Raw genomic sequence first — 21248 nt, 5'->3', positions numbered from 1 at the left:
CCGGAAGCCCTCGCCGCCGCCTGGGCGACAGAGCGGCGGGGCTTCTTCCAGCCGCCGAGGCGGGGCGCCCGGCCGGGCGTTCCGTCGGTCAGGCGCCCCGATCGGCTTCCGATGCCGGAAGCGCGTACAGGCCCGGCAGGTTCACCACGATCGCCTCCTGGGTCGACCGGGCGATGACGACCACGGCCTCCTCGGACGGGTCGGGGTTCTCCTCGCGGTGCGGCACGAAGGGCGGCACGAAAATGTAGTCACCGGGGCCGGTGCGCAGCCGTACCTCTTCGGGCTCGTCGCCCGAGTCGTCCAGGAACACGAACTCCGGGTGGCCGCTGACCACATGGATGGCCGTCTCGGACGCGCCGTGGTGATGGTCCGATGAGGAGGTCGAGGGCGCCACATGGGTCTGGCCCATCCACAGTTTCTCGGAGCCCGTGGTCTTCCCGCTGATCGCCGCGAACCGGCGCATGCCCCCGGTCTGGGCCGTGTCGCCGTCCAGCGCGTCCGCGCGGATGTGATGCAGGCGGGTGTGCAGCGGCGCTGCCGGGCGTTCTTCCCCGGTGGTGTGCAGATGCGGGTGGAAGCCTTCGCCGGCGGTGGTCAGGGGCTCGCTCATGGCTGGGACGCTAGAGGGGCGCCGAAAAGGATGTCAAGAGGTGTCCTTTGCGGTTCATCTGCGGCAATGTTGCTGACATATGCGCCGCCCGCCGGAGCAGGAACCGGCGGAGTCCGAGCCTCCGGGCGCCCCTTCGTGCATGATGAGCGGCATGCATATCTCCGCGAAAGCGGACTACGCCACGCGGGCCCTCCTGGAGCTCGCCCGTGAACCTGGCCGTCCGCTCACCTGCGAAGCCATCGCCTCCTCGCAGGAGATTCCCTTCCGGTTCCTGAAGTCCGTGGTAGGCGAGTTGCGCAGGGCCGGGCTTGTCCGAAGCCAGCGCGGCTGCGAGGGCGGCTACTGGCTCGGCAGACCCGCCGACGAGGTCACCCTGCTCGACGTGGTGCGCGCGATCGACGGCGACGTGCTCACCCTGCGCGGCGAGCCGCTCGACGCGCTCGGCTACCCGGGCCCCGCCGCTCCCCTGCCCGATGTGTGGCGGCAGATCGAGGCAGGCGCCGCCGCGGTCCTGGGCGGCCTCACGCTCGCCACGCTGCTGCCGGCGGCCACCGCACAGGAACAGCGCTCCAAGGCCGGCGCCGTATGACGAACGCACCGGAGCGGACGCCCCCGGCGGCGGGAGGCGCGGTGTCCCGGCCACCGTCCGCGCAGGAGGCCGCGCCCGGGGAGGATCCGTCGCCGCTGCTGGAGGTCGTGGAGTACACCGATCCGCTCTGCCCGTGGGCCTGGGGCTCCGAGCCCGTCTTCCGCGGGCTCCGGGCCGCGCTCGCCGGACGGGTCCACTGGCGGCGGGCGTACGCCATCCTCTTCGACGACGGCGATGACCCGCCGCCCGACCCGGCCGCCGAAACCGCTTGGTACGCACGGCACTTGGCGGACATCGGCGCGCACACCCTGGCCCCTCGCGCGCACACCCTGAGCCGGGTCGCGGCCAGCTCCTGGCCCTCCTCGCTCACGGCCAAGGCCGCCGAACTCCAGGGTCCGGAGGTCGCCGACGGCGTGCTCCGCCGTCTGCGGGAGAGCGTCTTCGTCCTCGGCGAACCGGCGGACACCCCGACCCTCGCGCTCCGGTACGTCCAGGGGGTGCCGGGCCTCGACATCGGCCGGATCGCCCGGGACGCCGCCTCCTCCGGCGTACGGCAACAGGTGCGCGCCGACCGGGCGGAGGCACGGCGCCCCGTCCCCGAGGTGCTCTCCGTCCGCGCGGAGTCGCCGCATCCGGGCACCGCCAAGGAGACCCCCGACGGCGAACTCCGCTACGCCCTGCCGACCCTGCTGTTCCGCACCCCGGCCGGCCATCGCGCGGTGCCCGGCTGGCGGTCCTTCGAGGCGTACGCCGGCGCTGTCGACGCGCTCGCACCGGGGCTGCTCCGCACGGCCCCGCCACTCGACCCGGCCGGGGCGCTGGAGCGCTACCGAAGCCTGACCGACCCCGAGCGGCTGGTGCTCGCCGAGGGTGCCTGGCCGCCGCCGGGCGCAGTGCGCGTGGACACCGGGCAGGGGCCGCTGTGGCTGCATCCCGACGAGGCCCAACTGCACCCCGCCGTAAGCCCGGACGGCTCCGCACCACGCTGAGCTGCGGCCCAGCACCGTTCCACCGAATGAGACACCAAAAGGTGTCCATTGACATCCGGTGCCGGCTGCCGCCAGGATGTGCCGCATGCTCACGACGCACCCCGGCGTGATGTGCCGCTACGTGGACCTGCGGCGCACCTCCAGCGCCCTCTGTCGCTGACCGACCGCCACCGGCGGCCCGCAGGCGTTCCCCGACCGCCGACCGCAGCACCACCGCTGCCCGTCGCCGCGCCGAACGGTCCGACCGCCCTCTTCGCACCCTCCCGTCGCGCATCCTCGACGGCCTTCCCCGCCGCATCCGTGCGTCCCCCCGTGTCCCCGTCGACGCCGACGGCCCCGAACACCGGCCGCCCCCGGCCGCGTCGGGGCTCCCGCCGCCCTGCCCGGGTGCCGTCGCACGGAACCGGCGCGGGCGTCGGCCGCCCCCGGTCCCGCTCCCCTCCGCCCCGGGCCGGGGCCCATCACAGAGAGAACACCCAGATGTCCGCACGTCCGACGAACCTCCGCCCCGCACTCCGCCTCCGGCCCGCCCGAAGGGGCCGGGGCCTGCGGGCCACGGCGCTCGGCACCGCCCTCGCCGCCCTCCTCGTTCCCACGCTCACCGCGTGCGGCGGGGGCACCTCCTCGGCCGCGGGCAACGCCACGCTGAAGTGGGCGTCCTCCTACTTCCCGGCCCACTGGGACCCGGTGGTCTCCGGCAGTGGCGCCCAGTTCCGTCAACTCTCGCTCGTATACGCCTCCTTGACCCGCACCGACGAGGAGGGCAAGCCCGTCCCCGACCTCGCCGAGAGCTGGGAGTACAACGACAGGGGCGACCGCATCACGTTCAAGCTGCGCCCCGGTCAGAAGTTCAGCGACGGCGAACCGGTCGACGCCACCGCGGTGAAGGCCGCCATCGAACGCGCCCAGAAGCAGAAGAACTCCGCCCTCTTCGGCGACCTCACCTCGATCGGCACGGTGGAGGCGAACGGACTCGAAGCGACCCTGAACCTCACTCAGGTCGACTACCAGATACCGCAGTTGCTCGGACAGCGCGTGCTCCAGATCGCCAGCCCCAAGGCGGCCGGCAACCCCACCCGGCTCGACCAGAACCCTGTCGGCGCCGGGCCCTTCGTGGTCGAGCAGCTGATCCCGGGGACCAAGGCGGTCCTGAAGAAGAACCCGGACTACTGGGACGCGAAGAACATCCACATCGACAACGTCGAACTGGTCTCCGCCCCCGACGCCTCGACGGTCGTCTCCGGTCTGCGGACCGGCGTCTACAACTTCGCCGACATCGACCCCAGCCAGGCCGACGCCGCGAAGAAGGCCGGCCTCGACGTCTTCGTCCAGCCCGGTTTCAACGCCGCCAACCTCAGTCTCAACATCAACAAGGCGCCCTTCGACGACGACCGCGTCGTCGACGCCGTCCGGCACGCGGTCAACCGCGAGGAGTTCGTCCGGAAGCTGACCTTCGGCCACGGCGAGGCGACCGACCAGCCCTTCCCGAAGGGGTACGTGGCCTACGACCCGAAGTCCGAGGACGCCTACCCCTACGACCCGGCGAAGGCGAAGAAGCTCCTCGCCGAGGCGGGCCACCGGCCCGGCGACCTCAAGCTGAACCTCGTCATCCCGTCCGAGGACCCCCAGGCCGAGATCGTCCAGTCGCAGCTCGCCGCCGTCGGCATCAAGGTCACCATCAAGATCGACAAGAACTGGGCCACCCCGTTCTTCGCCAAGGACCTCGCCTTCTCGCTGTACTCGACCACCGGGCGCGACTCCGCCGTACAGACCCTCACCGCGCACTTCGGCCCCGACGGACCGCTCAACCTCTCCAGCCCCTACGAGCCGGACGGCTTCGAGGAGGCGGTGGCCAAGGTCCGCCGGACCCCGCTGGACTCGCCCGACTACGCCGAGGCCCTGCAGGCCGCGACCCGGGCGGGGCTCGGAAGCAAGGCGCTGGTGTTCACCTTCTCCTCGCCGAACCTCTTCGCCAAGACGACGTCGGTGTCCGCGCTCCCGAAGAACCCCGGGCACATCGACTGGACCGGTGTGAAGGTCTCCGGCACCAACTGATCCGCCCGCGGCACCGCTCACCACCCACCCATGCATCAGCCCATCGCACAGAGAGGGGGCAGCCCCATGACGACGACCGAGCCACCGATCATCCCTGCCCGCCGTCGCGGGGCCGCCGTGGCCAGGACCCGGCACGCGGCGGGCCGAGTCCTGGCCGTCCTCGCCCGGTCGGTCGCCATCTTCGTCCCCGTGTTCCTCGTCGCGACCTTCGTGACGTTCGCCCTCCGCTCGCTGAGCGGACTCAGCCCCGCCCGCATCCAGCTGGGCGAGGAGGCCACCCCCGAGGCCATCGCCCGGATCGAGTCCCAATGGGGGCTCGACAAGCCCTTCCTCGCCCAGTACTGGGACTGGTTCACCGGAGTCCTGCACGGCGAACTCGGCACCAGCTGGGTCAACGGGGCCGACATCTCCACCCTCATCGGCCTCGGGCTCGGCGTGAGCCTCTCGGTCGCCACGTTCGCCCTGGTCATCGGGGTCCTCATCGGGTTCGGCCTCGGTACGGTCGCGGCGCTCCGGCGCACCACGGCCATCGACCGGGCGATCACCGGCTTCGTCACCGTGATCTCGGTGATGCCCGCCTTCGTCGTCGGCATCGTGCTGGTGTCCATCCTCGCCGTCGGGTTCGGTCTCTTCCCCTCCGCCGGCTACGTCCCGGCGGAGCAGGGCGTCGGCCCCTGGCTCGCCCACATCACCCTGCCCGCCCTCGCGCTGAGCTTCGACGTCATCGCGGACGTCACACGCCAGCTCCGCTCCAGCCTCATCGGGGCCTACCAGGAGAACTACGTGACCGGAGCGGTCGTCCGCGGACTGAGCCCGCGGCGCGTCTTCTTCGGACACGTCCTGCGCAACGGCCTCGGACCGACACTCGCCACCCTGGGGCAGAAGTTCCCCGCCCTGGTCGGCGCGTCCGTCGTCACCGAGTGGATCTTCGGCCTCCAGGGCTTCGGCCGGTTCGCCAACGACTCCGCGCAGGCCGGTGACGTACCGGCGGTGCAGGGCGTCCTGGTGGTCTCGATCGCGCTGGTCGTCTCCTTCAACCTCATCATCAACCTGGTACTGGCCCGCGTGATGCCGGCCTCCCAGCGGGGGGTGTGACCATGGTGCGCCGCGTGCTCGCCCTCACGTCCGGACGGATCGCCGTCGTCATCCTCGCCGTGATCGCGCTCCTCGCGCTGCTGGGCCCCTGGCTCGTACCGCAGAACCCGCTGGCCACCAGCGACAACGCGCTCGCCGCCTACTCCGGCAGCCACTGGCTGGGCACCGACTACCTGGGACGCGACGTCCTCAGCCGGCTGCTGGACGGCTCACGTATCAGCGTCCTCGGCTCACTGGAGGTCGCCCTGGTGGCCCTCGTCGTCGGCGCGGTCCCCGGGATCCTGTCGGTCTACCTGGGCCGCGCCTTCGAATGGTTCACCCTCCGTATCGCCGACACCCTGGTCGCCCTGCCGTTCCTGCTGTTCGCCATCGCGGTGATCGCCCTGCTCGGCAACGGCATCACCCAGGCGATGCTGGTCACCGGGGCGCTGGTCTCCCCGCTCTTCTACCGGGTCTCCCGCGCCGCGACCCTGGCCGTCGCCCGCTCCCCGTACGTCGAGGCGGCCATCGTCTCCGGCGCCTCCATCGGCTGGATCGTACGACGCCACGTGCTCGCCAAGGTGCTCCCGCCGATCGCCGTCGCGCTCGCCCAGACCATCGGCGTCGGCTTCGTGATCGTCTCCAGCCTCACCTTCCTCGGCATCGGCGTCCAGCCGCCCGAGCCCACCTGGGGCGGACTGCTCGCCTCCGACCTGGGCTACCTCAGCCACCGGCCCTGGGCCCCGGTGGCGCCCGCTCTGCTGATCATGGTCACCGTCTGGGCCTGCAACCTCCTCGCCGACGCCATCCGCGACGTCTCCGGAGAGGCGGGCCGGGCGCTGGCCAACGACCGCAAGGCCCGCGCCAACCGCCGCGCGGCGGCCGGCCCCCTTCCCGCCGGAGGTTCCCGATGAGCCCGCTGTCCCCCGACACCCTCGCCTCCCGCCCCGCCGACACCGACCGGCCGGCCGCGGACGCCCCCGGCGCGCCGCCCGCCGAACCCGTCCTCGCCCTCCACGACGTACGCATCACCGACCGCGTCACCGACCGGGAGATCGTCCACGGGGTCACCTTCGACCTGACCCCGGGCAAGGCGGTCGGCATCGTCGGGGAGTCCGGCAGCGGCAAGACCCTCACCTGCCGTGCCGCCCTGGGCATCCTGCCCCCGCACTTCGAGGTCTCCGGCGGCCGCATCGACCTCGCGGGCAGCGACATCGCGACCCTGACACCCCGTCGGTGGACGGAGCTGCGGGGCGCCACCATCAGCGCCGTCTTCCAGGACCCCGCCTCCTATCTCAACCCGGCGATCAAGGTAGGGGCCCAGATCGCCGAGGTCGTCCGCGTCAAGCAGGGGCTGAAGCGGCGCGCGGCCCGCCGCCGGGCCGTGGAACTCCTCGGAGCCGTAAGGCTGCGCGACCCGGAACTCGTCTACGGGCAGTACCCCTACGAGCTCTCCGGCGGCATGCTCCAACGGGTCCTCATCGCCGCCGCCATCGCCGTCGAACCCCGGGCCCTCATCGCCGACGAGGCCACCACCGCCCTCGACGTCACCGTCCAGGCCGAGATCCTCGACCTCCTCGCCGAACTGCGGACCCGCACCGGCCTGGCCCTCGTCGTGGTCTCGCACGACCTGGCCGTCGTCGCCCAGCTCTGCGACGAGGTCCTGGTGCTGCGACAGGGCGAGGTGGTGGAGCAGGGGCCGACCCGGGCGGTGCTGCACGACCCTCAGCACGACTACACCCGCCTGCTCATCGCCGAGCACGACAGCTACGGCCTCGACAAGTTCCTCGCACCCCAGGGGGCGTCATGACCACCGCGGCACCACAGGCCGAGGAGGCCGCATCCGAGGACGGGACCGGTCCGGTGCTGGAGGTCTCCGGCCTCGGTGTGCACTACGGCCGGGGACGCAAGCGGCGACGGGCCCTGCACGACGTCACCCTGAGCATCGCGCCCGGCGAGGCCGTCGGCGTGATCGGCGAGACCGGCTCCGGCAAGTCCACCCTGGCCCGCGCCGTCCTCGGGCTGGTCCCCGCGTCGGCCGGCTCGGTCCGTATCGCCGGGGAGGAGGTGAGCGCGTACGGCTCCCGCCGGTGGCGCGAACTGCGGCGGCGCGGCGTGATCCAGTACGTCTTCCAGGACCCGCTCCGCAGCCTCGACCCGGATCTCACCATCGAGGACTCCCTCGTCGAACCCCTGCTCATCCAGGGTGTCCCCCGCAAGGAGGCCGTCCTGCGGGCCCGCTCCTTCCTCGACCGCGTCCAGCTCGCCCCCGATCTCCTCGAACGGCTGCCCGGCGAGCTGTCGGGCGGTCAGCGCCAGCGTGTCGCCGTGGCCCGCGCCCTGGTCACCGAGCCCCGGCTCGTCATCCTCGACGAACCGGTCAGCGCCCTCGACTCCGCCAACCGCGTCCAGATCCTGGAGATCCTCAAGGAGCTGCGCACCTCCGGCGTCGCCCTCGTCCTCATCTCCCACGACCTCGGCTCCGTCGCCGGGACCGCCGACCGTATCGCCGTCCTGTACCGGGGCGAACTCGTGGAGACCGGCACCGCCCACGACGTGGTGCGCCGGCCTCAACACCCGTACACCCGGCTGCTGCTCGGCTCCGCGCCCACCCTGCGGGGCCGGCCCGCCGACCGCGCCGAACGCGAAGCCCTCCGGGCGCTGCTGGACGCCTGAACACACCCCCCGTACCCCACCACCCCCTTGCCGAGAGGAACAGCCATGTCCCGCAGAATCCACCTCGCCCTGCACCCGTACGGTGTCGGAGGCCCCGGCCAGCACGGCCTCTGGAAGGACCCGCGCGTCGCGAAGAACGCCAGCATCGACATCAACTACTACATCCAGCAGGCCCAGGCGGCCGAGCACGCGCTCTTCGACGCCCTGTTCGTCGTCGACAGCCAGTTCATCAACTCCACCTACCCTTCGCACTACCTCAACCGCCTGGAACCGCTGACCCTCCTGTCGGCCGTCGCCACCCACACCCGGCACATCGGTCTGGTCGGCACCGCCAGCTCCACCTACAACTCCCCCTTCAATCTGGCCCGCCGGTTCGCCTCGCTCGACCTCATCAGCGGCGGCCGGGCCGGCTGGAACGTGGTGACCAGCTTCGACACCGGCACCTCGAAGAACTTCGGCCTCGACGAGCACCTGGACTACGCCACCCGCTACGGCCGCGCCCTGGAGTTCGTGCAGGTCGCCCGGGGGCTGTGGGACTCCTACGAGGACGACGCGTTCCCCGCCGACGTGGAGCGGGGCGTCTTCCTCGACCCGGAACGGCTGCACGCCCTCGACCACGAGGGGGAGCACTTCAAGGTCGCAGGACCGCTCAACATCTCCCGCTCGGCGCAGGGCCAGCCCGTCATCTTCCAGGCCGGGGTCTCCGCGGAGGGCCGCGACCTGGCGGCGAGGGTCGCCGAGGGCATCTACGCACCCGGCGGCACCCTGGAGCAGGCCCAGGAGTACTACGCGGACATCAAGAAGCGCACCGCGGCCCACGGCCGCGACCCCGAGCACATCAAGGTCTTCATCCACGGCGGACCGATCGTCGCCGCCACCGACGAGGCGGCCCGGCGGCGCGAGCGGGAGATCTTCGAGGAGGACAACGACTTCGAACGCAACCTCGCCCTCCTCGGCCGCTCGTTCGGCGCGTACGACTTCAGCGTCCACGACCTGGACGCCCCCTTCCCCGACGTCGCCCACCTCGCCGAGAAGGGCGGCCGCACCGGGGCCACGAAGATCATCGAGCGGGCCCGCGAGGAGAAGCTGACGCTGCGCCAGGTGGCCGAGGGAGCGAACGCGTTCCGGCGGTCCCCGTTCGTCGGTGCGCCCGAGACCGTCGCCGACACCATCGAGCAGTGGTACGACGCCGGCACGCTCGACGGCATCAACCTCGCCTTCCGGAACAACGACGACCTCGAACTCTTCGTCGACGGGGTGGTGCCGCTGCTCCAGAAGCGGGGCCTGTTCCGCACCGAGTACGAGGCCGACACCCTGCGGGGCAACCTCGGCCTCCCGATCCCCGCCAACCGCCACACCCGCGAGCGCGAACTCGCGGGCGGCTGAGCGGCCCTGACTCCGAACGAGGAGACCCTCATGACCGAACCGAACCCCCGGCAGGACCTTCGGCACACCGACCACTTCGGCCCCCGGGGGCCCGCCGTGCGCGGCACCGTCGTCGTGGTGCCGGGCCGGGGAGAGACCCATGGCACCTACGCCCGCCTCGGGAAGCGGCTCGCCGCCGACGCCTACCGGGTGCGCGTCGTGGACGCGGCCCGGCTCGACGCCGAGGACCCCGACGGATCGCTGACCCGCCTCGGCGGCCGGATCGCCGAAGCCGTCGCGGGCACGGCGGATCCGGACGGGGCCGTCGTCCACCCCGTGATCCTGGTGGGCGCCGACACGGGGGCCGTCGCGGTGGCGGCGCTGCTCGGCCGGGAGGACGGTGCGGCGGCGGCCGGCCTCCGCCCGGACGCCGTCGTCCTCGCCGGACTCCCGGCGCGTACGACCGCCCCTCCGTCGGGCGATTGGGACGACGAGCTCGACGTGCGCACGTTCTGTCCCGCCCACCGCTCCACCCTCACCGGCGATGCCGCCTTCGGCCGGGGAGCGCTCGACGAGGCGGTGCCCGAGCACCTCCTCGCGGCGGCCTACGCGAGCGAGGCGGACATCCCGGCGCTGATCCTGGCCGGGGACGCCGATCCGCTCGCGGACCGCGACGCTCTCACCCGTACCGCCAAGTCCCTGCCCCGGGCCCGCCTTTCCGTCGTCAGGGACGCCCACCACGACGTCCTCAACGACATGCAGCACCGCTCGGTCGCCGCCGAGATCGTCACCTTCCTCGAAACCCTGCGCAACGAACTCGTCCCGCTCGTCACCGTGGAGTCCAGCGCCTGGTGAGCGAGCCCGGCGGCCCGGGCACCCCGCCCGGCCCCCGCCGGCGAGCCACCCCGCGCACACCGCACCCTGAAAGGTCGCCCATGGCCACCATCCTGTCCGTCTCCGGAAGCCCTTCCGCCACCTCCCGCACCGCGCGGCTCCTGCTCCACCTCGACGACCGGCTCCGGGACCACGGCCACGACGTGGTCTCCCTCGACGTCCGCACCCTGCCCGCCGAAGCCCTGCTGGGAGCCGACTTCGGGCATCCGGCGATCGTCGAGGCCACCGCCCTGTTCGAGCGGGTGGACGGGGTGGTGATCGGCACCCCGATCTACAAGGCCGCCTACTCGGGGCTGCTCAAGTCGCTGCTCGACCTGCTGCCGCAGTACGCGCTGACCGGCAAGACCGTGCTGCCGCTCGCCACCGGCGGCAGCGTGGCCCATGTGCTGGCCATCGACTACGCGTTGCGCCCGGTGCTCACCTCGATGGGCGCGGCCCACGTCGTACCGGGCTGGTTCACGCTCGACAAGGACATCACCGTCGGCGAGGACGGGGCCGTGAGCCTCGCGGCGGACGCGGCGGAGGCGCTCGCCGAGGTCACCGACCGGTTCTCCGCCGTTCTCCGGGACCGCACGGCGGTACTGGCACCGAGCGCCTGAACCACGGCGGACCGGCGGGGGCCCGCTCGCGCACCGGCCCGGAGAGCGTGGTCAGCGCAGTCCGGCGAAGAGATCGTTCTCGGGTACGGGCGCGTCCGTGGTGTCCCTGACCCTGACGAAGGTCTCCATGCCCATGAACGCGGCGAACCTCTCCTTGCCCATCTTGAGGAAGAAGATGTTCTCGCCCTGACTGGCATGCGCGGCCAGCGCGTCGAACTTCTGGCCGCTGAAGTCGGTGGTGTCCACCCAGGTCGTGATCTCGTCGTCCGGGAGCCCGATCTCGGCCAGCGCGGCGGCCTCTTCGGGGTCCGGCTCCGGGATGTCCTCGCCGAACTCGCGCATGGCCTCGCCGAAGCGCTGCATCATCGAGCGCGGCGCCGTCGTCCAGTACACCTTCGGGGTCAGTTCGGTCAGCTCCAGCGCCGCCATCGTGATGCGGTTGGCCTGGATGTGGTCGGGATGCCCGTAGAAGCCGTTCTCGTCATAGGTGACGACCACATCGGGCCGGTAGTGGCGCATGAGTTCGGCGAGGCGCGCGGCGCCCTCCTCCACCGGGGTCCGCCAGAAGGAGCCGGGGGCGTCGTTGCTCGGCCAGCCCGTCATCCCGGAGTCGGCGTAGTCCAGCATCTCCAGGTCGCTGATCTTCAGGACCTCGCAGCTCGCCTCCAGTTCCTTGCGCCGCATGCGGGCGACGGCCGCCGGATCGTGCCCGGGCTCGCCCGGCTTGACACCCCCCGGACCGTCACCGCAACCGCCGTCGGTACAGGTCACCAGCACCGTGCGGATGCCTTCCGCCGCGTACTGCGCCAGGACCCCTCCGGTGCTGGTGGCCTCGTCGTCCGGGTGGGCGTGCACTGCCATGAGCGTCAACGGCCGGTCAGTCATGAAGCGGTCCTCCGTAGAAATACGTCGTGGTCCGAGTGCGCGGCAGACATACCGCGATCGGGGGCCCGGACGGCGGCGGGTCGAAGGCACTGCCGGCAAGGAGCGGCGTCATACCTCCGGCCCTGAGTCGTCGCACACTGGGCGGATCGTGGGGAAGCTGGACAACATACCGGTTCCCCCGCGGCCGGCTCAGGTCAGGTAGGACGCGCTCCTACACGCCCATGGACGGTCACCCGCGCACCATTGACGTCAACTGTTCTGTGTACGCGGAAATGCCGCCGCAGAGTGGCTTCTTTCGCTTCTTCCTGAGCGTTGCCCGGTGAGTGCACCCCCACCGCCCGCACCACGATGATCCGGTCGAACTCCACCATGCGTGCCGCGATCTCGGGGGCGGCCAGCTCGACACCTGCGAGCGTGTTCGATGCCGCGGGGTCCTGTGCCAGGGCGAGATCCACCAGCAAGCGGGTGTCCTCGGGGTCAGCTGCGGTCAGCATCCGTTGCTTGCCAGAGAGATAGAGCAGGCCGTCGCCGGGGCGTCCCTCCTTGCGGACGGCGGCGCCGACGGCGGTGGCGTCGTTGCTCCGGCTCTGGGGAGTCCGCAGCGAAAGGCTCAGCGGTACGAGCGCGACCAGGGCCGCGACCACCGCGACGTACACGGTCGGGGAGTACCGCGGCAGCCGGCGAACGTGGTCCAGCCAGGCGCCCAGCAACAGGGCGATCCCGATGTTGCTGAAAAGGACGTAACGGTCGACGAAGAGCGGCTTGACCAGCGAGGCGGTCAGCAGCAGGACACCCGGAAGCACGAGCATCGGCACAGCCAGCGCGGCAAGGCTCACGGGCCCCGCGCTCCGCAGCGGTGCTCGCGCACACGCCACGCCGACGACCATCGCGACCAGCAGGTGGTCGGGGCGTACCGGTCCGCCGATCCAGGACACCTGCTCCGACTGCCCCGCACTGACGACCGCCAGCGGCAACAGTCCGATCACCACACCGGCAGCGGTGACAGCCCACGCCCTCAGCACCCCTTTCGGAGTGCGGGAGACGATCAGTGTGACGCCGTGTGCGGCCAGGGCAAGAACCGCGAACTCGTGGAGCAGGCACGCCAGGAGCATGGTGGAGCCGTACACCGCCCACCGCCACCGGGCGCGCCGCGGGACGTTGGCCACCAGGGCGTAGGTCGCCCAGGCGATGAGTGCGCAGACCATCGCGTAGGAACGGCCTTCCTGCGCGTATTTCTGGACCTGGGGGAAGAGTGGGAACAGCAGACCTGCCAGCATTCCCACGCGGGGCCCGGCCAGGCGCAGTCCAAGAAGTCCGACTGCGCCCGCCGCGGCGGACATGGCCAGTACGGACGGCAGTCGCAAGGACAGCAGGCCGGCGCCGAACAGATCGAAGATCACCCGCATCACGGCGTAGTACAGGGCATGGACCAGGTCGACGCGCTGGGCCGTGTTCCAGATCTGGTGCGGTTCGCGGTGCGCGAGCTGGTAGGTGACGGCCTCGTCCCCCCACATCGTGTTCTGTCTACGGACACCCCACATCCCCAGCGCGGCGGTCAGCGTCGCGGGGGCGATGGCGACCAGGGCCTTGACCAAGGTGGAGGGTGGCCGAGCAGCGGGCAGCCGGGACGGCCCCATGCTGGTGGCGGCGACGGCGGGGGCACGTACATCGAGGGACATCGGCGGCGGGACCTTTCGGCGGCGTGGAATCGTCGCCAGCGTGCCCGGCCTCTGTTGACCGGTTGCTGACCCAACCTGACCGGCCGATCAGGAATCGCCGCCGGCCCTGTGCGAGGCTGCACGGCATGCGCATCCTGGTGGTCGAAGACGAGGTGGACCTTGCCCACACCCTGCACACCGGTCTGACCGCCGAGGGCTACAGCGTCGATCTCGCCCATGACGGCCGACACGGGCTGTGGATGGCCAGGAATGGTGATTACGCCGTGGTCGTCCTGGACTTGATGCTGCCCGGCCTCAACGGCTACAAGGTCTGCGCCCAGCTGCGCCGCGAGGGCAACGCGACCCCGATCCTGGTGCTCACCGCCAAGGACGGGGAGTGGGACCAGGCGGAGGCCCTGGACACGGGCGCCGACGACTACCTGGCCAAGCCCTTCTCGTACCCGGTGCTGGTCGCACGGCTGCGGGCCCTGGTCAGGCGAGCCGCCGCCGTCGCCCCGCCCGTCCTGGCCGTGGGCGACCTCTCGCTGGACGTCGCCGCCCGGGTCTGCCGCCGGGCCGGGGAGCGGGTGGACCTGACCCCCAGGGAGTTCTCCGTACTGGAACTTCTGGCCCGCCGGGCGGGCCAGGCGGTCTCCAAAGCGGATCTGCTGTATCACGCGTGGCCGGATGACGCCCTGGACCCGAACCTGGTGGAGGCGCGCGTCAGCGTGCTGCGCAAGAAGGTGGACGCCGCGTTCCGCCGGCGGTCCCTGCAGACCGTGCGAGGCATCGGCTACCGTCTGGTCGACGACCGTGAACACGGCTGAGCCGCGACGCCGCTGGTGGCCCCGGTCCGTACGCGCCCGTACCGCCCTGGCCGTCGCCTCGACCGCCGCCGTCATCCTGGTCGCCATCGGCTGGTGGCTGCACCGCGACGTCTACCGCCAGAGCACGCAGATCGCCCAGGACCAGGCTCGCGACCCGCTCCTCGCTCTCGCCGACCAACTGCGTGAAGGCGTTGTTCCCAGCCGTAGAAGCGCCGTGCCGTACGAGGTCGTCGCCACCGGCCGCAGCACAGCTGTCGCCTCCGGCGGAGGAATGGACGTGTTCGCCCCGGGCGCCCGCCATGTGCTGCCCGCCCCGCCCGCGCTCTCCGAACCTGCTGACACCGGTTCGGGCTGGCACTACACGACAATCGACATGCGTATTCCGGAGCGCCACGACGACGAACCGGCGGGCAGCTTCGACATGGCCGGCCGCACCTACCCGGTTCTGTTCACCGACATCTGGGCCGGTGAACTGGACAGCGCCGAAGCCGCCGCTCTGGGAGTCGACGCGGATGCCACACTGCGGGTCCATGTGGTGGTACTCCCCCACACGGCCGAGGCGATCACCGACAACATGGACCTCCTGCTGCTGCGGGCCGGACTGGTCGGCCTCGTGCTGATCTCCGCCGTCACCTACTTCACCGTACGCATCGCGCTGCGGCCGGTCGAAGCGATCCGCGTCATCACCGCCTCGGTCACCGCGAACGACCCCAGAGAGCGCGTCACCGTGCCCGCCACGGGGCACGAGATCGCCGCCCTGGCCACCACCATCAACACCACCCTGCAACGCCTCGACGAGGCCGCCGCCCGGCAAAGACGCTTCGTCGCGGACGCCGCACACGAACTGCGCAGCCCTCTCACCACCCTGCTGGCCAGTCTGGAAGTGGCGCTCGCCTATCCGGAACGCACCGACTGGCCCAGGGCGGTCGCCACCGCCGCACGGCAGACCGGACGCCTTCAGACCCTCGCCGAGGATCTGCTGCTCCTCGCCCGCCTCGACGCCCACGCACCGACGACCGACGGCGGTCCACCCATCGACCTGGCCGCCCTCGTCTCCCGGCTCGTCGAGGAGTACGAGCCGCCGGACCGACCGGTGACACTCACCGCGGACGCCATCGCGCCCGCATACGTGCACGGCAGCCCCGACGACTACGAGCGGCTGCTGCGCAACCTCGTCGACAACGCCACGCGCCACGCCGCGAGTCGCGTCCAGGTCACCGTACGGAACCAGGATGAGCAGGTCGTCCTGTCCGTGCACGATGACGGGCCGGGCGTACCCGCCAAGGACGCGGAGCGCGTCTTCGAACGCTTCGTCCGTCTTGACGACGCCCGCTCCCGTGACCGCGGGGGCGCTGGGCTGGGACTCGCCATCGCCCGCGAACTCGCCCATCGCCACCGAGGCGCCCTCGTCCTCGTCCCCTCGGACCTCGGAGCGTGCTTCCAGCTACGCCTTCCGTCCCCGTCCGTGGAGGCCGGTCCGAGGGCGACCGGATACAGTGCGCGAGATGTCGGCCCGGTCAGGGACGGGAGATGTCAGGGAGGGGAAGGGGAACGGTGACCGAAACCAGCAGCACGCAGCCCGCCGAGGGTGAGGCGCGGGCGTCGCGGCAGAGCCGACTGCACCGCCTGATGCGCTATCTCCCTCTGATCGCCCCCGTCCTGCTCTGGACCGTGCCCTGCTGGGTGCTCCTGTACGGCGGCCAGCACTGGCCGTCGGCCGTCACCCTGGCCGGCACCACCCTGTTCGTCCTCGGCCTTGTCGGCATGCCGCTCGCGATGGCGCGCGGCCACGGTCGACGCCAGCAGGACGGGGCGGCGATCATCGGTGACACCCTGCTGGGCGCCGCCTGGGTTCTGTTCACCTGGTCCGTTCTGTTCGGGGTCCTCCTGCGGCTCGTCCTGACCGTGACCGGAGTCGGCGAGAGCCAGGACCGGGCCCGAATCGTCACCTGGGCGGTCCTCGGCGTGTCCGCCGCCCTGCTCGCCTGGGGGTACGCCGAGGCCCGCCGCGTGCCACGCGTGCGCCGACTCGATGTGCAACTCCCGCGCCTGGGCGCCGGTTTGGACGGTCTCCGTGTCGTCCTCATCACCGACACCCACTACGGCCCACTCGATCGGGCTCGCTGGTCGGCGCGGGTGTGCGAGACGGTGAACACCTTGGAAGCCGACCTGGTCTGCCACACCGGCGACATCGCGGACGGCACGGCCGAACGCCGCCGCGCCCAGGCCGTCCCTCTCGGCACCGTGCAGGCCACTCGGGCCCGTGTGTACGTCACCGGCAACCACGAGTACTACAGCGAGGCCCAGGGCTGGGTCGACCTGATGGGCGAGCTGGGCTGGGAGCCGCTGCGCAACCGGCATCTGCTGCTCGAACGCGAAGGCGACACCCTGGTGGTCGCCGGTGTCGATGACGTCACCGCCGAGTCCTCCGGTCTGGCAGGCCACGGCGCCCACCTCTCCGGAGCGTTGAACGGCGCCGACCCCGACCTGCCCGTCCTGCTCCTGGCGCACCAGCCCAAGTTCGTCGACCGGGCGGCAGCCGACGGCATCGACCTCCAGCTCTCCGGCCACACCCACGGCGGCCAGATCTGGCCCTTCCACCACCTGGTCCGCATCGACCAGCCGGCCCTTGCCGGCCTCAGCCACCACGGCGCCCGCACCCTCCTCTACACCAGCCGCGGCACCGGCTTCTGGGGGCCGCCGTTCCGCGTCTTCGCCCCCAGCGAGATCACCCTGCTCGTGCTCCGTTCCCCGCGCCTGCCCACCTCGTCGTAGCGCCCGCAGCACCCGGCCGGGGCAACACCTCCGCTCCAGCTCTTCCGGGAGCGTCGAGAACGACGCCTGACCTGGGTTCTTGCCCGTCGCACCCATGGCTCTCCGTCAGGTCCACGTCGCAGCGCAGCTGGGGCGGGTCCGGGCGGAGTAGGAGCGGGCAGCCGCTATGAGGCCGAAGCCCAGGCCCGCGAAGGCCAGACCGCCGAAGGCGACCATCCAGGTGATCCCGGAACCGGTGGTGAACACCCCCGACGGTTTCATCCTCGGCAGTACTCCGGTGGCGCTGAGCGGGGCGTAGACCAGCAGGCAGACCCCGTACACCGACAGGCCGACGGAGCTCAACCACGCCGGCAGCAACGGCAGTAGGCGTGGGACTCTCCGTCCGGAGAGGACCAGGGTCCATCGGGGGAACACCTGCCCCCACGGGTACAGCAGTCCCAGCGACAGGAAGATCGCGGCCATCGCCGCCAGCACGGTGACATCGACGCCCACCGACGCGAGGGCCTTCACCACCCCCGACTCGCTGGTGTTCGCCTCCCGCCACCCCTGCGCCGTGACGCCGATCGCATCGCCACCCAGAGTCCAGACGGTCTTGACCCCGGCCCACGGGAGAAGCCCGCACATGAGCAGGTGGACCGCGACGCGGGTGCGCTTCGACGCGACGGAGGGGCCGGGGCGGGCGAGCGGACCGTCGAATCCTCCCGCGTGCTCCTGTCCGCACCGGGGGCATCTGCCGCGCAGCCGTCGGCGGTACGACAGCCCTACGAGGATGAGAAGGGCGGCGCCCACCGCGCTCAACAGGTCGTGCGCCAGGCCGGTGGCACTGTCCACCCCGGAGAACGACGCCAGCATCACGAAGTACGCCGGCAGACTGGCCATCCCCGTCACCGCGGCCGGGACCGCCAGGATCAGCGCCGCTGCCACCATCGCTCGGCCACGCCCGGCAAGCGTCCGAGTGGTGGCCAGGCAGGCCACGGCGGCGAGGACGGCGATGGCCGCCAGCAGGAGCTGGACCGTCGGCGCGTAGGTGACATCCGGCGACCAGGGCACGGCGGCGCCCGACGCAGCCCACGTGACCTGGACCGCGGCGAACAACACGCCCCACACCGCGGCGGCGTGCGGCGCCCACGTGGGCCAGCGCCGCGACCACACCGCCCACCCCGTGTCCCGTAACGGCGGGCCGGAGCCCCCAGGTGTCCGCAAAGTCGTAGGAACAGCCACCGTGACCTCCGGTTCCGCATGATGGAAGTCAAGATTCCCTCTGCCGCCGCACCGGCCACATCCCCCGCGCAGACCATCCGCCTCCCTCGCATGGGGGAGAAACGAAGGCGTCACCAGGGGCGCACCCTGCACGTCGAGCACGGGGCGACCCGGTTGCGATCGGCGTAGGAATCAGAGAGGCTCGCGCGCATGATCTCGGTATTGCAGAACGTGGCCATCGACTGTGCGAATGCCTACGAGCTGGCGCGGTTCTGGAGCGGTGTGACAGGTCGTCCGCTGCATCCGGAGGACGGGCCGGGCAGCCGGGAGACCCAGGTACTGCTGGCGGAGGGGCCGGTGCTGCACTTCAACCAGGTGCCCGAGGCCAAGACGGTCAAGAACCGGATCCATCTGTGCCTGCGCCCTGACACCACGCGCGATCTGGAGGTGGACCGGCTGTTGGAACTCGGTGCCACCTTCGTCGCCGATCACCGGAACCCCGATGGTTCGGGCTGGGCGATCCTCGCTGATCCCGAAGGAAACGAATTCTGTGTTCTGCGCAGCGAGTCCGACCATGCGGCCATGAATTCCTGACGCTCCTGTGCCGCCCCGGGCCAGCGCGACTCCGGTTGGCGCCCGGCCCGGCCCTTTAGGGTCGAGACATGACACCACCCCTTACCGGCACCGCCTTCGACTCCCTCCGCCTCGACGCCGTTGCCGACCAGGAGACGCTGCGCCAGGCCTATGAGCTCCCCAGAGACGCGGCCTTGCGCAAGCAGATGACCGAACTCACCGATCAGACCCGGCGGTTGATCGGATGCTCGTCGCTGGTCCTGGTCGCCAGCACGGACGCCGAGGGCAACTGCGACGTTTCCCCGCGTGGCGGACCCGCCGGGTTCGTCGCCGTTCTGGACTCACGGACGGTGGCGATACCGGACGCGACCGGCAACAAGCGTCTGGACACCCTGCAGAACGTCATCGCCACCGGACGGGCCGGGCTGCTGTTCGTCATCCCGGGACGCACCACGACGCTCAGGGTGAACGGCCGGGCCTGCGTCTCCACCCGCCCGGAGCTGCTGTCGCAACTGACCGCCGTGGGCAAGCCGCCGGCCAGTGCGCTGGTGGTGGGGATCGAGGAGGTCTACCCGCACTGCCCGAAGTCGTTCCTGCGCAGCGCGGCCTGGAAGCCGGATCAGTGGCTGCCGGCGGAGGCACAGCCGACCTCGGCCGAGGTGACGCTGACCCAGCTGCGGATGCCGGAGCTGACGATCGCCGACATCGAGCGGACGGAGGCGGATTCGCTGAAGTACCGGTACGAGTAGCGGGCCGGGCAGCTGGCCGAAGTGCTGGTCGCGGCCTGTGACCGCACCGGTCACGCCAAGATCATCCGGGCCGTGCCCAGGAGTCGCAGGGCGAGCTTCAGGGTGTGCGGCATGGCGCTGCAAATTGTTCAGGTGAACTTCACAGCCGGGGACGAGACGGCGCTCGGCCGGTTCCGGGCGGAGGCGCTCGGCTGGGGCCTGCCCAGCGAAGGGCCCGGAGTCGCCGACCTGGAACCCGTGGGCTTCGACCGGCCCGACCCGTCCGCCGTCTGCGTCGATCTCGTACGCGTACCGGATCCGGAAAGCCCCTGCTGGACGAGGCGTATCCGGCGGAGCGGCCGTGGGTGATGTCCGCCTGATGGCCGCTCCGGCGGGGGCTTCCGGTGCGAGCGGTTCAGCTTCCGGAGCTTCAAGCGCAAAGTGATGGCGGGCTGCGCCGGAGGGGCGGAAAGGTCCATGAGCGGCACGGGAGGACCCATGAGCGGTACGGGCGAGCACGAGGACGACGAGGAGCCGCGATGGCTCGACGAGCAGGAGAAGGCGGCGTGGACGGGGCTGATCTCCCTGGTCCTGCTGCTGCCCGGCAAGCTGGAGTCGCCGCTGCGGCAGGAGCACGGTCTCACCCTGTTCGAGTACCTCGTGCTCAGCCACCTCTCCGAAGCCCCGCAGCGCAAGCTGCGGATGGGAGAGCTCGCCTTCCTCGCCAGCGGGTCGCTCTCCCGCCTGTCCAACGTCATCAAGCGCTGCGAACAGCGCGGCTGGGTCGTGCGGACTCCCGACCCGGCCGACGGCCGCTGCACGCCGGCCGAACTCACCGACACCGGCTTCGACATCGTGCGCCTGGCAGCGCCCACACATCTGCGCGCCGTACGCCGCACCGTCCCCGACTCGCTCAATACGACCGACCAGAAGGCCCTCGCCCGCATCGCGCAGAAGCTGCACATCGTCCCGGACGACCACGGCTGACCGGCATGGGCGCGGCCCGGGCCTCGCCGGAGGTCGAGCACGCGGCGACCGTCGGCGACAGCCGTTGGGGCCGGGCATGGCGGGAAGCCCTGAATGATGGTTCACTTCTTTCATGGCCTACCGCAAGACACCGGCCGAGGTGCGTCGCCTCGAAGCCGCCCGGGAGCATCTGGTCGTCCGTGCCACCGAGGTCGTGGCGGACGTCGGCTGGGCGCAGGCGTCCGTGACGGCTGTCGCCGACGCCGCCGGGATCGCCGCCGGCTCCGTCTACCAGCACTTCGCGTCCAAGTCCGCGCTCGCCGTGGAGGTGTTCCGGCGCGCCGCACAGCGTGAGGTGGACGTGCTGGGTGAGGTGCTGGAGGGCGACGGCGACCCGGTCGGGCGGCTGCGCCTGGGGGTGGAGGTGTTCACCCGCCGCGCCCTGGAGAACCCCGGCCTGGCGTACGCGCTGCTCGCGGCGCCCGCCGAACCTGCGGTCGGGGCGGAACGGCTCGCCTTCCGGCGGCGCTACCGGGCGTTGTTCGCCACGGTGATCGAAGAAGGGATCACCGCGGAGCTGCTGCCCGGCCAGGACACGGAGATCACCGCCGCCGCGCTCACCGGCGCCATCGGCGAGGTCCTCGTCCACCCCCTGAGCACCTCGGCCGCGCACGACACGGACCGGCTCATCGATCGCCTGACCGCCGTGGCCCTGCGCTGCGCCGGCGCGGGACCCTGACCCGGGCCGGCGCCTTCCTGCCACTGCCCAGCCCGCCGCCCCGCCT

The 21248-nt window shown here is 71.5% G+C and carries 22 protein-coding genes; 18 read left to right on the top strand and 4 right to left on the bottom strand.

The genetic code is table 11. The features are described 5' to 3' along the window. Positions 1-88: 88 nt before the first annotated feature. Positions 89-610, bottom strand: a complete 522-nt coding sequence (locus G3I54_RS11895) for a cupin domain-containing protein (RefSeq protein ID WP_164613854.1) — start codon at positions 608-610, stop codon at positions 89-91. Positions 611-761: 151 nt separating this feature from the next. On the opposite strand from G3I54_RS11895, the gene G3I54_RS11890 reads away from it, so the two are divergent. From G3I54_RS11890 to ssuE, 10 genes are all read left to right on the top strand, one after another. Next, positions 762-1199, top strand: coding sequence for an Rrf2 family transcriptional regulator (locus G3I54_RS11890; protein ID WP_164613852.1), 438 nt, complete (start codon positions 762-764; stop codon positions 1197-1199). After that, a complete protein-coding gene (locus tag G3I54_RS11885; RefSeq protein ID WP_164613850.1) occupies positions 1196-2188 on the top strand; it encodes a DsbA family protein in 993 nt (330 codons plus the stop codon). The genes G3I54_RS11890 and G3I54_RS11885 overlap by 4 nt, the downstream gene beginning before the upstream one ends. 480 nt (positions 2189-2668) lie before the next feature. Beyond that, positions 2669-4243: an ABC transporter substrate-binding protein gene (locus tag G3I54_RS11880; RefSeq protein ID WP_164613848.1), complete on the top strand. Its 1575-nt coding sequence runs from the start codon at positions 2669-2671 to the stop codon at positions 4241-4243. Between the two features lie 66 nt (positions 4244-4309). Next, positions 4310-5338 carry an ABC transporter permease gene (locus G3I54_RS11875; protein ID WP_164613847.1) on the top strand — a complete coding sequence of 343 codons (1029 nt, stop codon included), beginning with the start codon at positions 4310-4312 and terminating at the stop codon, positions 5336-5338. A gap of 2 nt (positions 5339-5340) precedes the next feature. Further along, a complete protein-coding gene (locus G3I54_RS11870) occupies positions 5341-6231 on the top strand; it encodes an ABC transporter permease (RefSeq protein ID WP_164613845.1) in 891 nt (296 codons plus the stop codon). Beyond that, positions 6228-7127 carry an ABC transporter ATP-binding protein gene (locus G3I54_RS11865; RefSeq protein ID WP_164613843.1) on the top strand — a complete coding sequence of 300 codons (900 nt, stop codon included), beginning with the start codon at positions 6228-6230 and terminating at the stop codon, positions 7125-7127. The genes G3I54_RS11870 and G3I54_RS11865 overlap by 4 nt, the downstream gene beginning before the upstream one ends. Continuing rightward, complete coding sequence (locus tag G3I54_RS11860; RefSeq protein ID WP_164613841.1) at positions 7124-7993, top strand: ABC transporter ATP-binding protein; 870 nt, start codon at positions 7124-7126, stop codon at positions 7991-7993. Before G3I54_RS11865 ends, G3I54_RS11860 begins: the two co-directional genes overlap by 4 nt. A 45-nt stretch (positions 7994-8038) precedes the next feature. Beyond that, positions 8039-9379 carry an NtaA/DmoA family FMN-dependent monooxygenase gene (locus G3I54_RS11855; protein WP_164613839.1) on the top strand — a complete coding sequence of 447 codons (1341 nt, stop codon included), beginning with the start codon at positions 8039-8041 and terminating at the stop codon, positions 9377-9379. Between the two features lie 30 nt (positions 9380-9409). Then, positions 9410-10213, top strand: coding sequence for an alpha/beta hydrolase (locus G3I54_RS11850; RefSeq protein ID WP_164613837.1), 804 nt, complete (start codon positions 9410-9412; stop codon positions 10211-10213). Between the two features lie 80 nt (positions 10214-10293). Then, complete coding sequence (gene ssuE / locus G3I54_RS11845) at positions 10294-10851, top strand: NADPH-dependent FMN reductase (protein ID WP_164613834.1); 558 nt, start codon at positions 10294-10296, stop codon at positions 10849-10851. Between the two features lie 51 nt (positions 10852-10902). Here ssuE and G3I54_RS11840 read toward each other — a convergent pair whose 3' ends face one another. After that, positions 10903-11736, bottom strand: coding sequence for a PIG-L family deacetylase (locus G3I54_RS11840; RefSeq protein WP_164613832.1), 834 nt, complete (start codon positions 11734-11736; stop codon positions 10903-10905). A gap of 194 nt (positions 11737-11930) precedes the next feature. Then, positions 11931-13415: a glycosyltransferase family 39 protein gene (locus G3I54_RS11835; RefSeq protein ID WP_164613830.1), complete on the bottom strand. Its 1485-nt coding sequence runs from the start codon at positions 13413-13415 to the stop codon at positions 11931-11933. A 125-nt stretch (positions 13416-13540) separates the two neighbouring features. Between G3I54_RS11835 and G3I54_RS11830 the strand changes: the two genes are divergently transcribed. The 3 genes from G3I54_RS11830 to G3I54_RS11820 are packed head-to-tail and all read left to right on the top strand — an operon-like array spanning position 13541 to position 16996. Further along, entirely contained in the window at positions 13541-14221 is a 681-nt protein-coding gene (locus G3I54_RS11830) for a response regulator transcription factor (RefSeq protein WP_164613828.1), read from the top strand. Next, entirely contained in the window at positions 14208-15779 is a 1572-nt protein-coding gene (locus tag G3I54_RS11825) for a HAMP domain-containing sensor histidine kinase (RefSeq protein WP_164613826.1), read from the top strand. The genes G3I54_RS11830 and G3I54_RS11825 overlap by 14 nt, the downstream gene beginning before the upstream one ends. Continuing rightward, complete coding sequence (locus G3I54_RS11820; RefSeq protein ID WP_164613823.1) at positions 15776-16996, top strand: metallophosphoesterase; 1221 nt, start codon at positions 15776-15778, stop codon at positions 16994-16996. Before G3I54_RS11825 ends, G3I54_RS11820 begins: the two co-directional genes overlap by 4 nt. Positions 16997-17101: 105 nt before the next feature. Here the strand turns inward: G3I54_RS11820 and G3I54_RS11815 are convergent, their stop codons facing one another. After that, positions 17102-18094 (bottom strand): hypothetical protein, encoded by a 993-nt coding sequence (locus G3I54_RS11815; protein ID WP_164613821.1) that lies wholly within the window; start codon positions 18092-18094, stop codon positions 17102-17104. Between the two features lie 312 nt (positions 18095-18406). Between G3I54_RS11815 and G3I54_RS11810 the strand changes: the two genes are divergently transcribed. The 5 genes from G3I54_RS11810 to G3I54_RS11790 all read left to right on the top strand — a co-directional run bounded on the left by G3I54_RS11810 (position 18407) and on the right by G3I54_RS11790 (position 21202). Then, positions 18407-18790 carry a VOC family protein gene (locus G3I54_RS11810; RefSeq protein WP_164613819.1) on the top strand — a complete coding sequence of 128 codons (384 nt, stop codon included), beginning with the start codon at positions 18407-18409 and terminating at the stop codon, positions 18788-18790. A 68-nt stretch (positions 18791-18858) separates the two neighbouring features. Further along, positions 18859-19518: an MSMEG_1061 family FMN-dependent PPOX-type flavoprotein gene (locus tag G3I54_RS11805; protein WP_164613817.1), complete on the top strand. Its 660-nt coding sequence runs from the start codon at positions 18859-18861 to the stop codon at positions 19516-19518. 132 nt (positions 19519-19650) lie between these two features. After that, positions 19651-19866, top strand: coding sequence for a hypothetical protein (locus tag G3I54_RS11800; protein WP_343240313.1), 216 nt, complete (start codon positions 19651-19653; stop codon positions 19864-19866). 129 nt (positions 19867-19995) lie between these two features. After that, complete coding sequence (locus G3I54_RS11795; RefSeq protein WP_239144336.1) at positions 19996-20484, top strand: MarR family transcriptional regulator; 489 nt, start codon at positions 19996-19998, stop codon at positions 20482-20484. Positions 20485-20596: 112 nt separating this feature from the next. Next, positions 20597-21202, top strand: a complete 606-nt coding sequence (locus G3I54_RS11790) for a TetR/AcrR family transcriptional regulator (protein ID WP_164613813.1) — start codon at positions 20597-20599, stop codon at positions 21200-21202. Positions 21203-21248 lie beyond the last annotated feature (46 nt).

The organism is Streptomyces sp. SID14515, from assembly GCF_010548505.1.
In the GTDB taxonomy this organism is placed as follows: Bacteria; Actinomycetota; Actinomycetes; order Streptomycetales; family Streptomycetaceae; genus Streptomyces; species Streptomyces caviscabies.
Note: the sequence above shows the minus strand (reverse complement) of the source record. Positions and strands in the feature narration are given on the sequence as shown.

Excerpts from the sequence above, each read along its gene's own strand:
- G3I54_RS11835 (WP_164613830.1), bottom strand. The coding sequence starts at position 13,415 with ATGTCCCTCGATGTACGTGCCCCCGCCGTCGCCGCCACCAGCATGGGG.
- G3I54_RS11795 (WP_239144336.1), top strand. The coding sequence starts at position 19,996 with ATGAGCGGTACGGGCGAGCACGAGGACGACGAGGAGCCGCGATGGCTC.
- G3I54_RS11885 (WP_164613850.1), top strand. The coding sequence starts at position 1,196 with ATGACGAACGCACCGGAGCGGACGCCCCCGGCGGCGGGAGGCGCGGTG.
- G3I54_RS11830 (WP_164613828.1), top strand. The coding sequence starts at position 13,541 with ATGCGCATCCTGGTGGTCGAAGACGAGGTGGACCTTGCCCACACCCTG.
- G3I54_RS11870 (WP_164613845.1), top strand. The coding sequence starts at position 5,341 with ATGGTGCGCCGCGTGCTCGCCCTCACGTCCGGACGGATCGCCGTCGTC.
- G3I54_RS11810 (WP_164613819.1), top strand. The coding sequence starts at position 18,407 with ATGATCTCGGTATTGCAGAACGTGGCCATCGACTGTGCGAATGCCTAC.
- G3I54_RS11850 (WP_164613837.1), top strand. The coding sequence starts at position 9,410 with ATGACCGAACCGAACCCCCGGCAGGACCTTCGGCACACCGACCACTTC.
- G3I54_RS11860 (WP_164613841.1), top strand. The coding sequence starts at position 7,124 with ATGACCACCGCGGCACCACAGGCCGAGGAGGCCGCATCCGAGGACGGG.
- ssuE (WP_164613834.1), top strand. The coding sequence starts at position 10,294 with ATGGCCACCATCCTGTCCGTCTCCGGAAGCCCTTCCGCCACCTCCCGC.
- G3I54_RS11895 (WP_164613854.1), bottom strand. The coding sequence starts at position 610 with ATGAGCGAGCCCCTGACCACCGCCGGCGAAGGCTTCCACCCGCATCTG.
- G3I54_RS11875 (WP_164613847.1), top strand. The coding sequence starts at position 4,310 with ATGACGACGACCGAGCCACCGATCATCCCTGCCCGCCGTCGCGGGGCC.
- G3I54_RS11790 (WP_164613813.1), top strand. The coding sequence starts at position 20,597 with ATGGCCTACCGCAAGACACCGGCCGAGGTGCGTCGCCTCGAAGCCGCC.
- G3I54_RS11880 (WP_164613848.1), top strand. The coding sequence starts at position 2,669 with ATGTCCGCACGTCCGACGAACCTCCGCCCCGCACTCCGCCTCCGGCCC.
- G3I54_RS11840 (WP_164613832.1), bottom strand. The coding sequence starts at position 11,736 with ATGACTGACCGGCCGTTGACGCTCATGGCAGTGCACGCCCACCCGGAC.
- G3I54_RS11855 (WP_164613839.1), top strand. The coding sequence starts at position 8,039 with ATGTCCCGCAGAATCCACCTCGCCCTGCACCCGTACGGTGTCGGAGGC.
- G3I54_RS11805 (WP_164613817.1), top strand. The coding sequence starts at position 18,859 with ATGACACCACCCCTTACCGGCACCGCCTTCGACTCCCTCCGCCTCGAC.
- G3I54_RS11890 (WP_164613852.1), top strand. The coding sequence starts at position 762 with ATGCATATCTCCGCGAAAGCGGACTACGCCACGCGGGCCCTCCTGGAG.
- G3I54_RS11865 (WP_164613843.1), top strand. The coding sequence starts at position 6,228 with ATGAGCCCGCTGTCCCCCGACACCCTCGCCTCCCGCCCCGCCGACACC.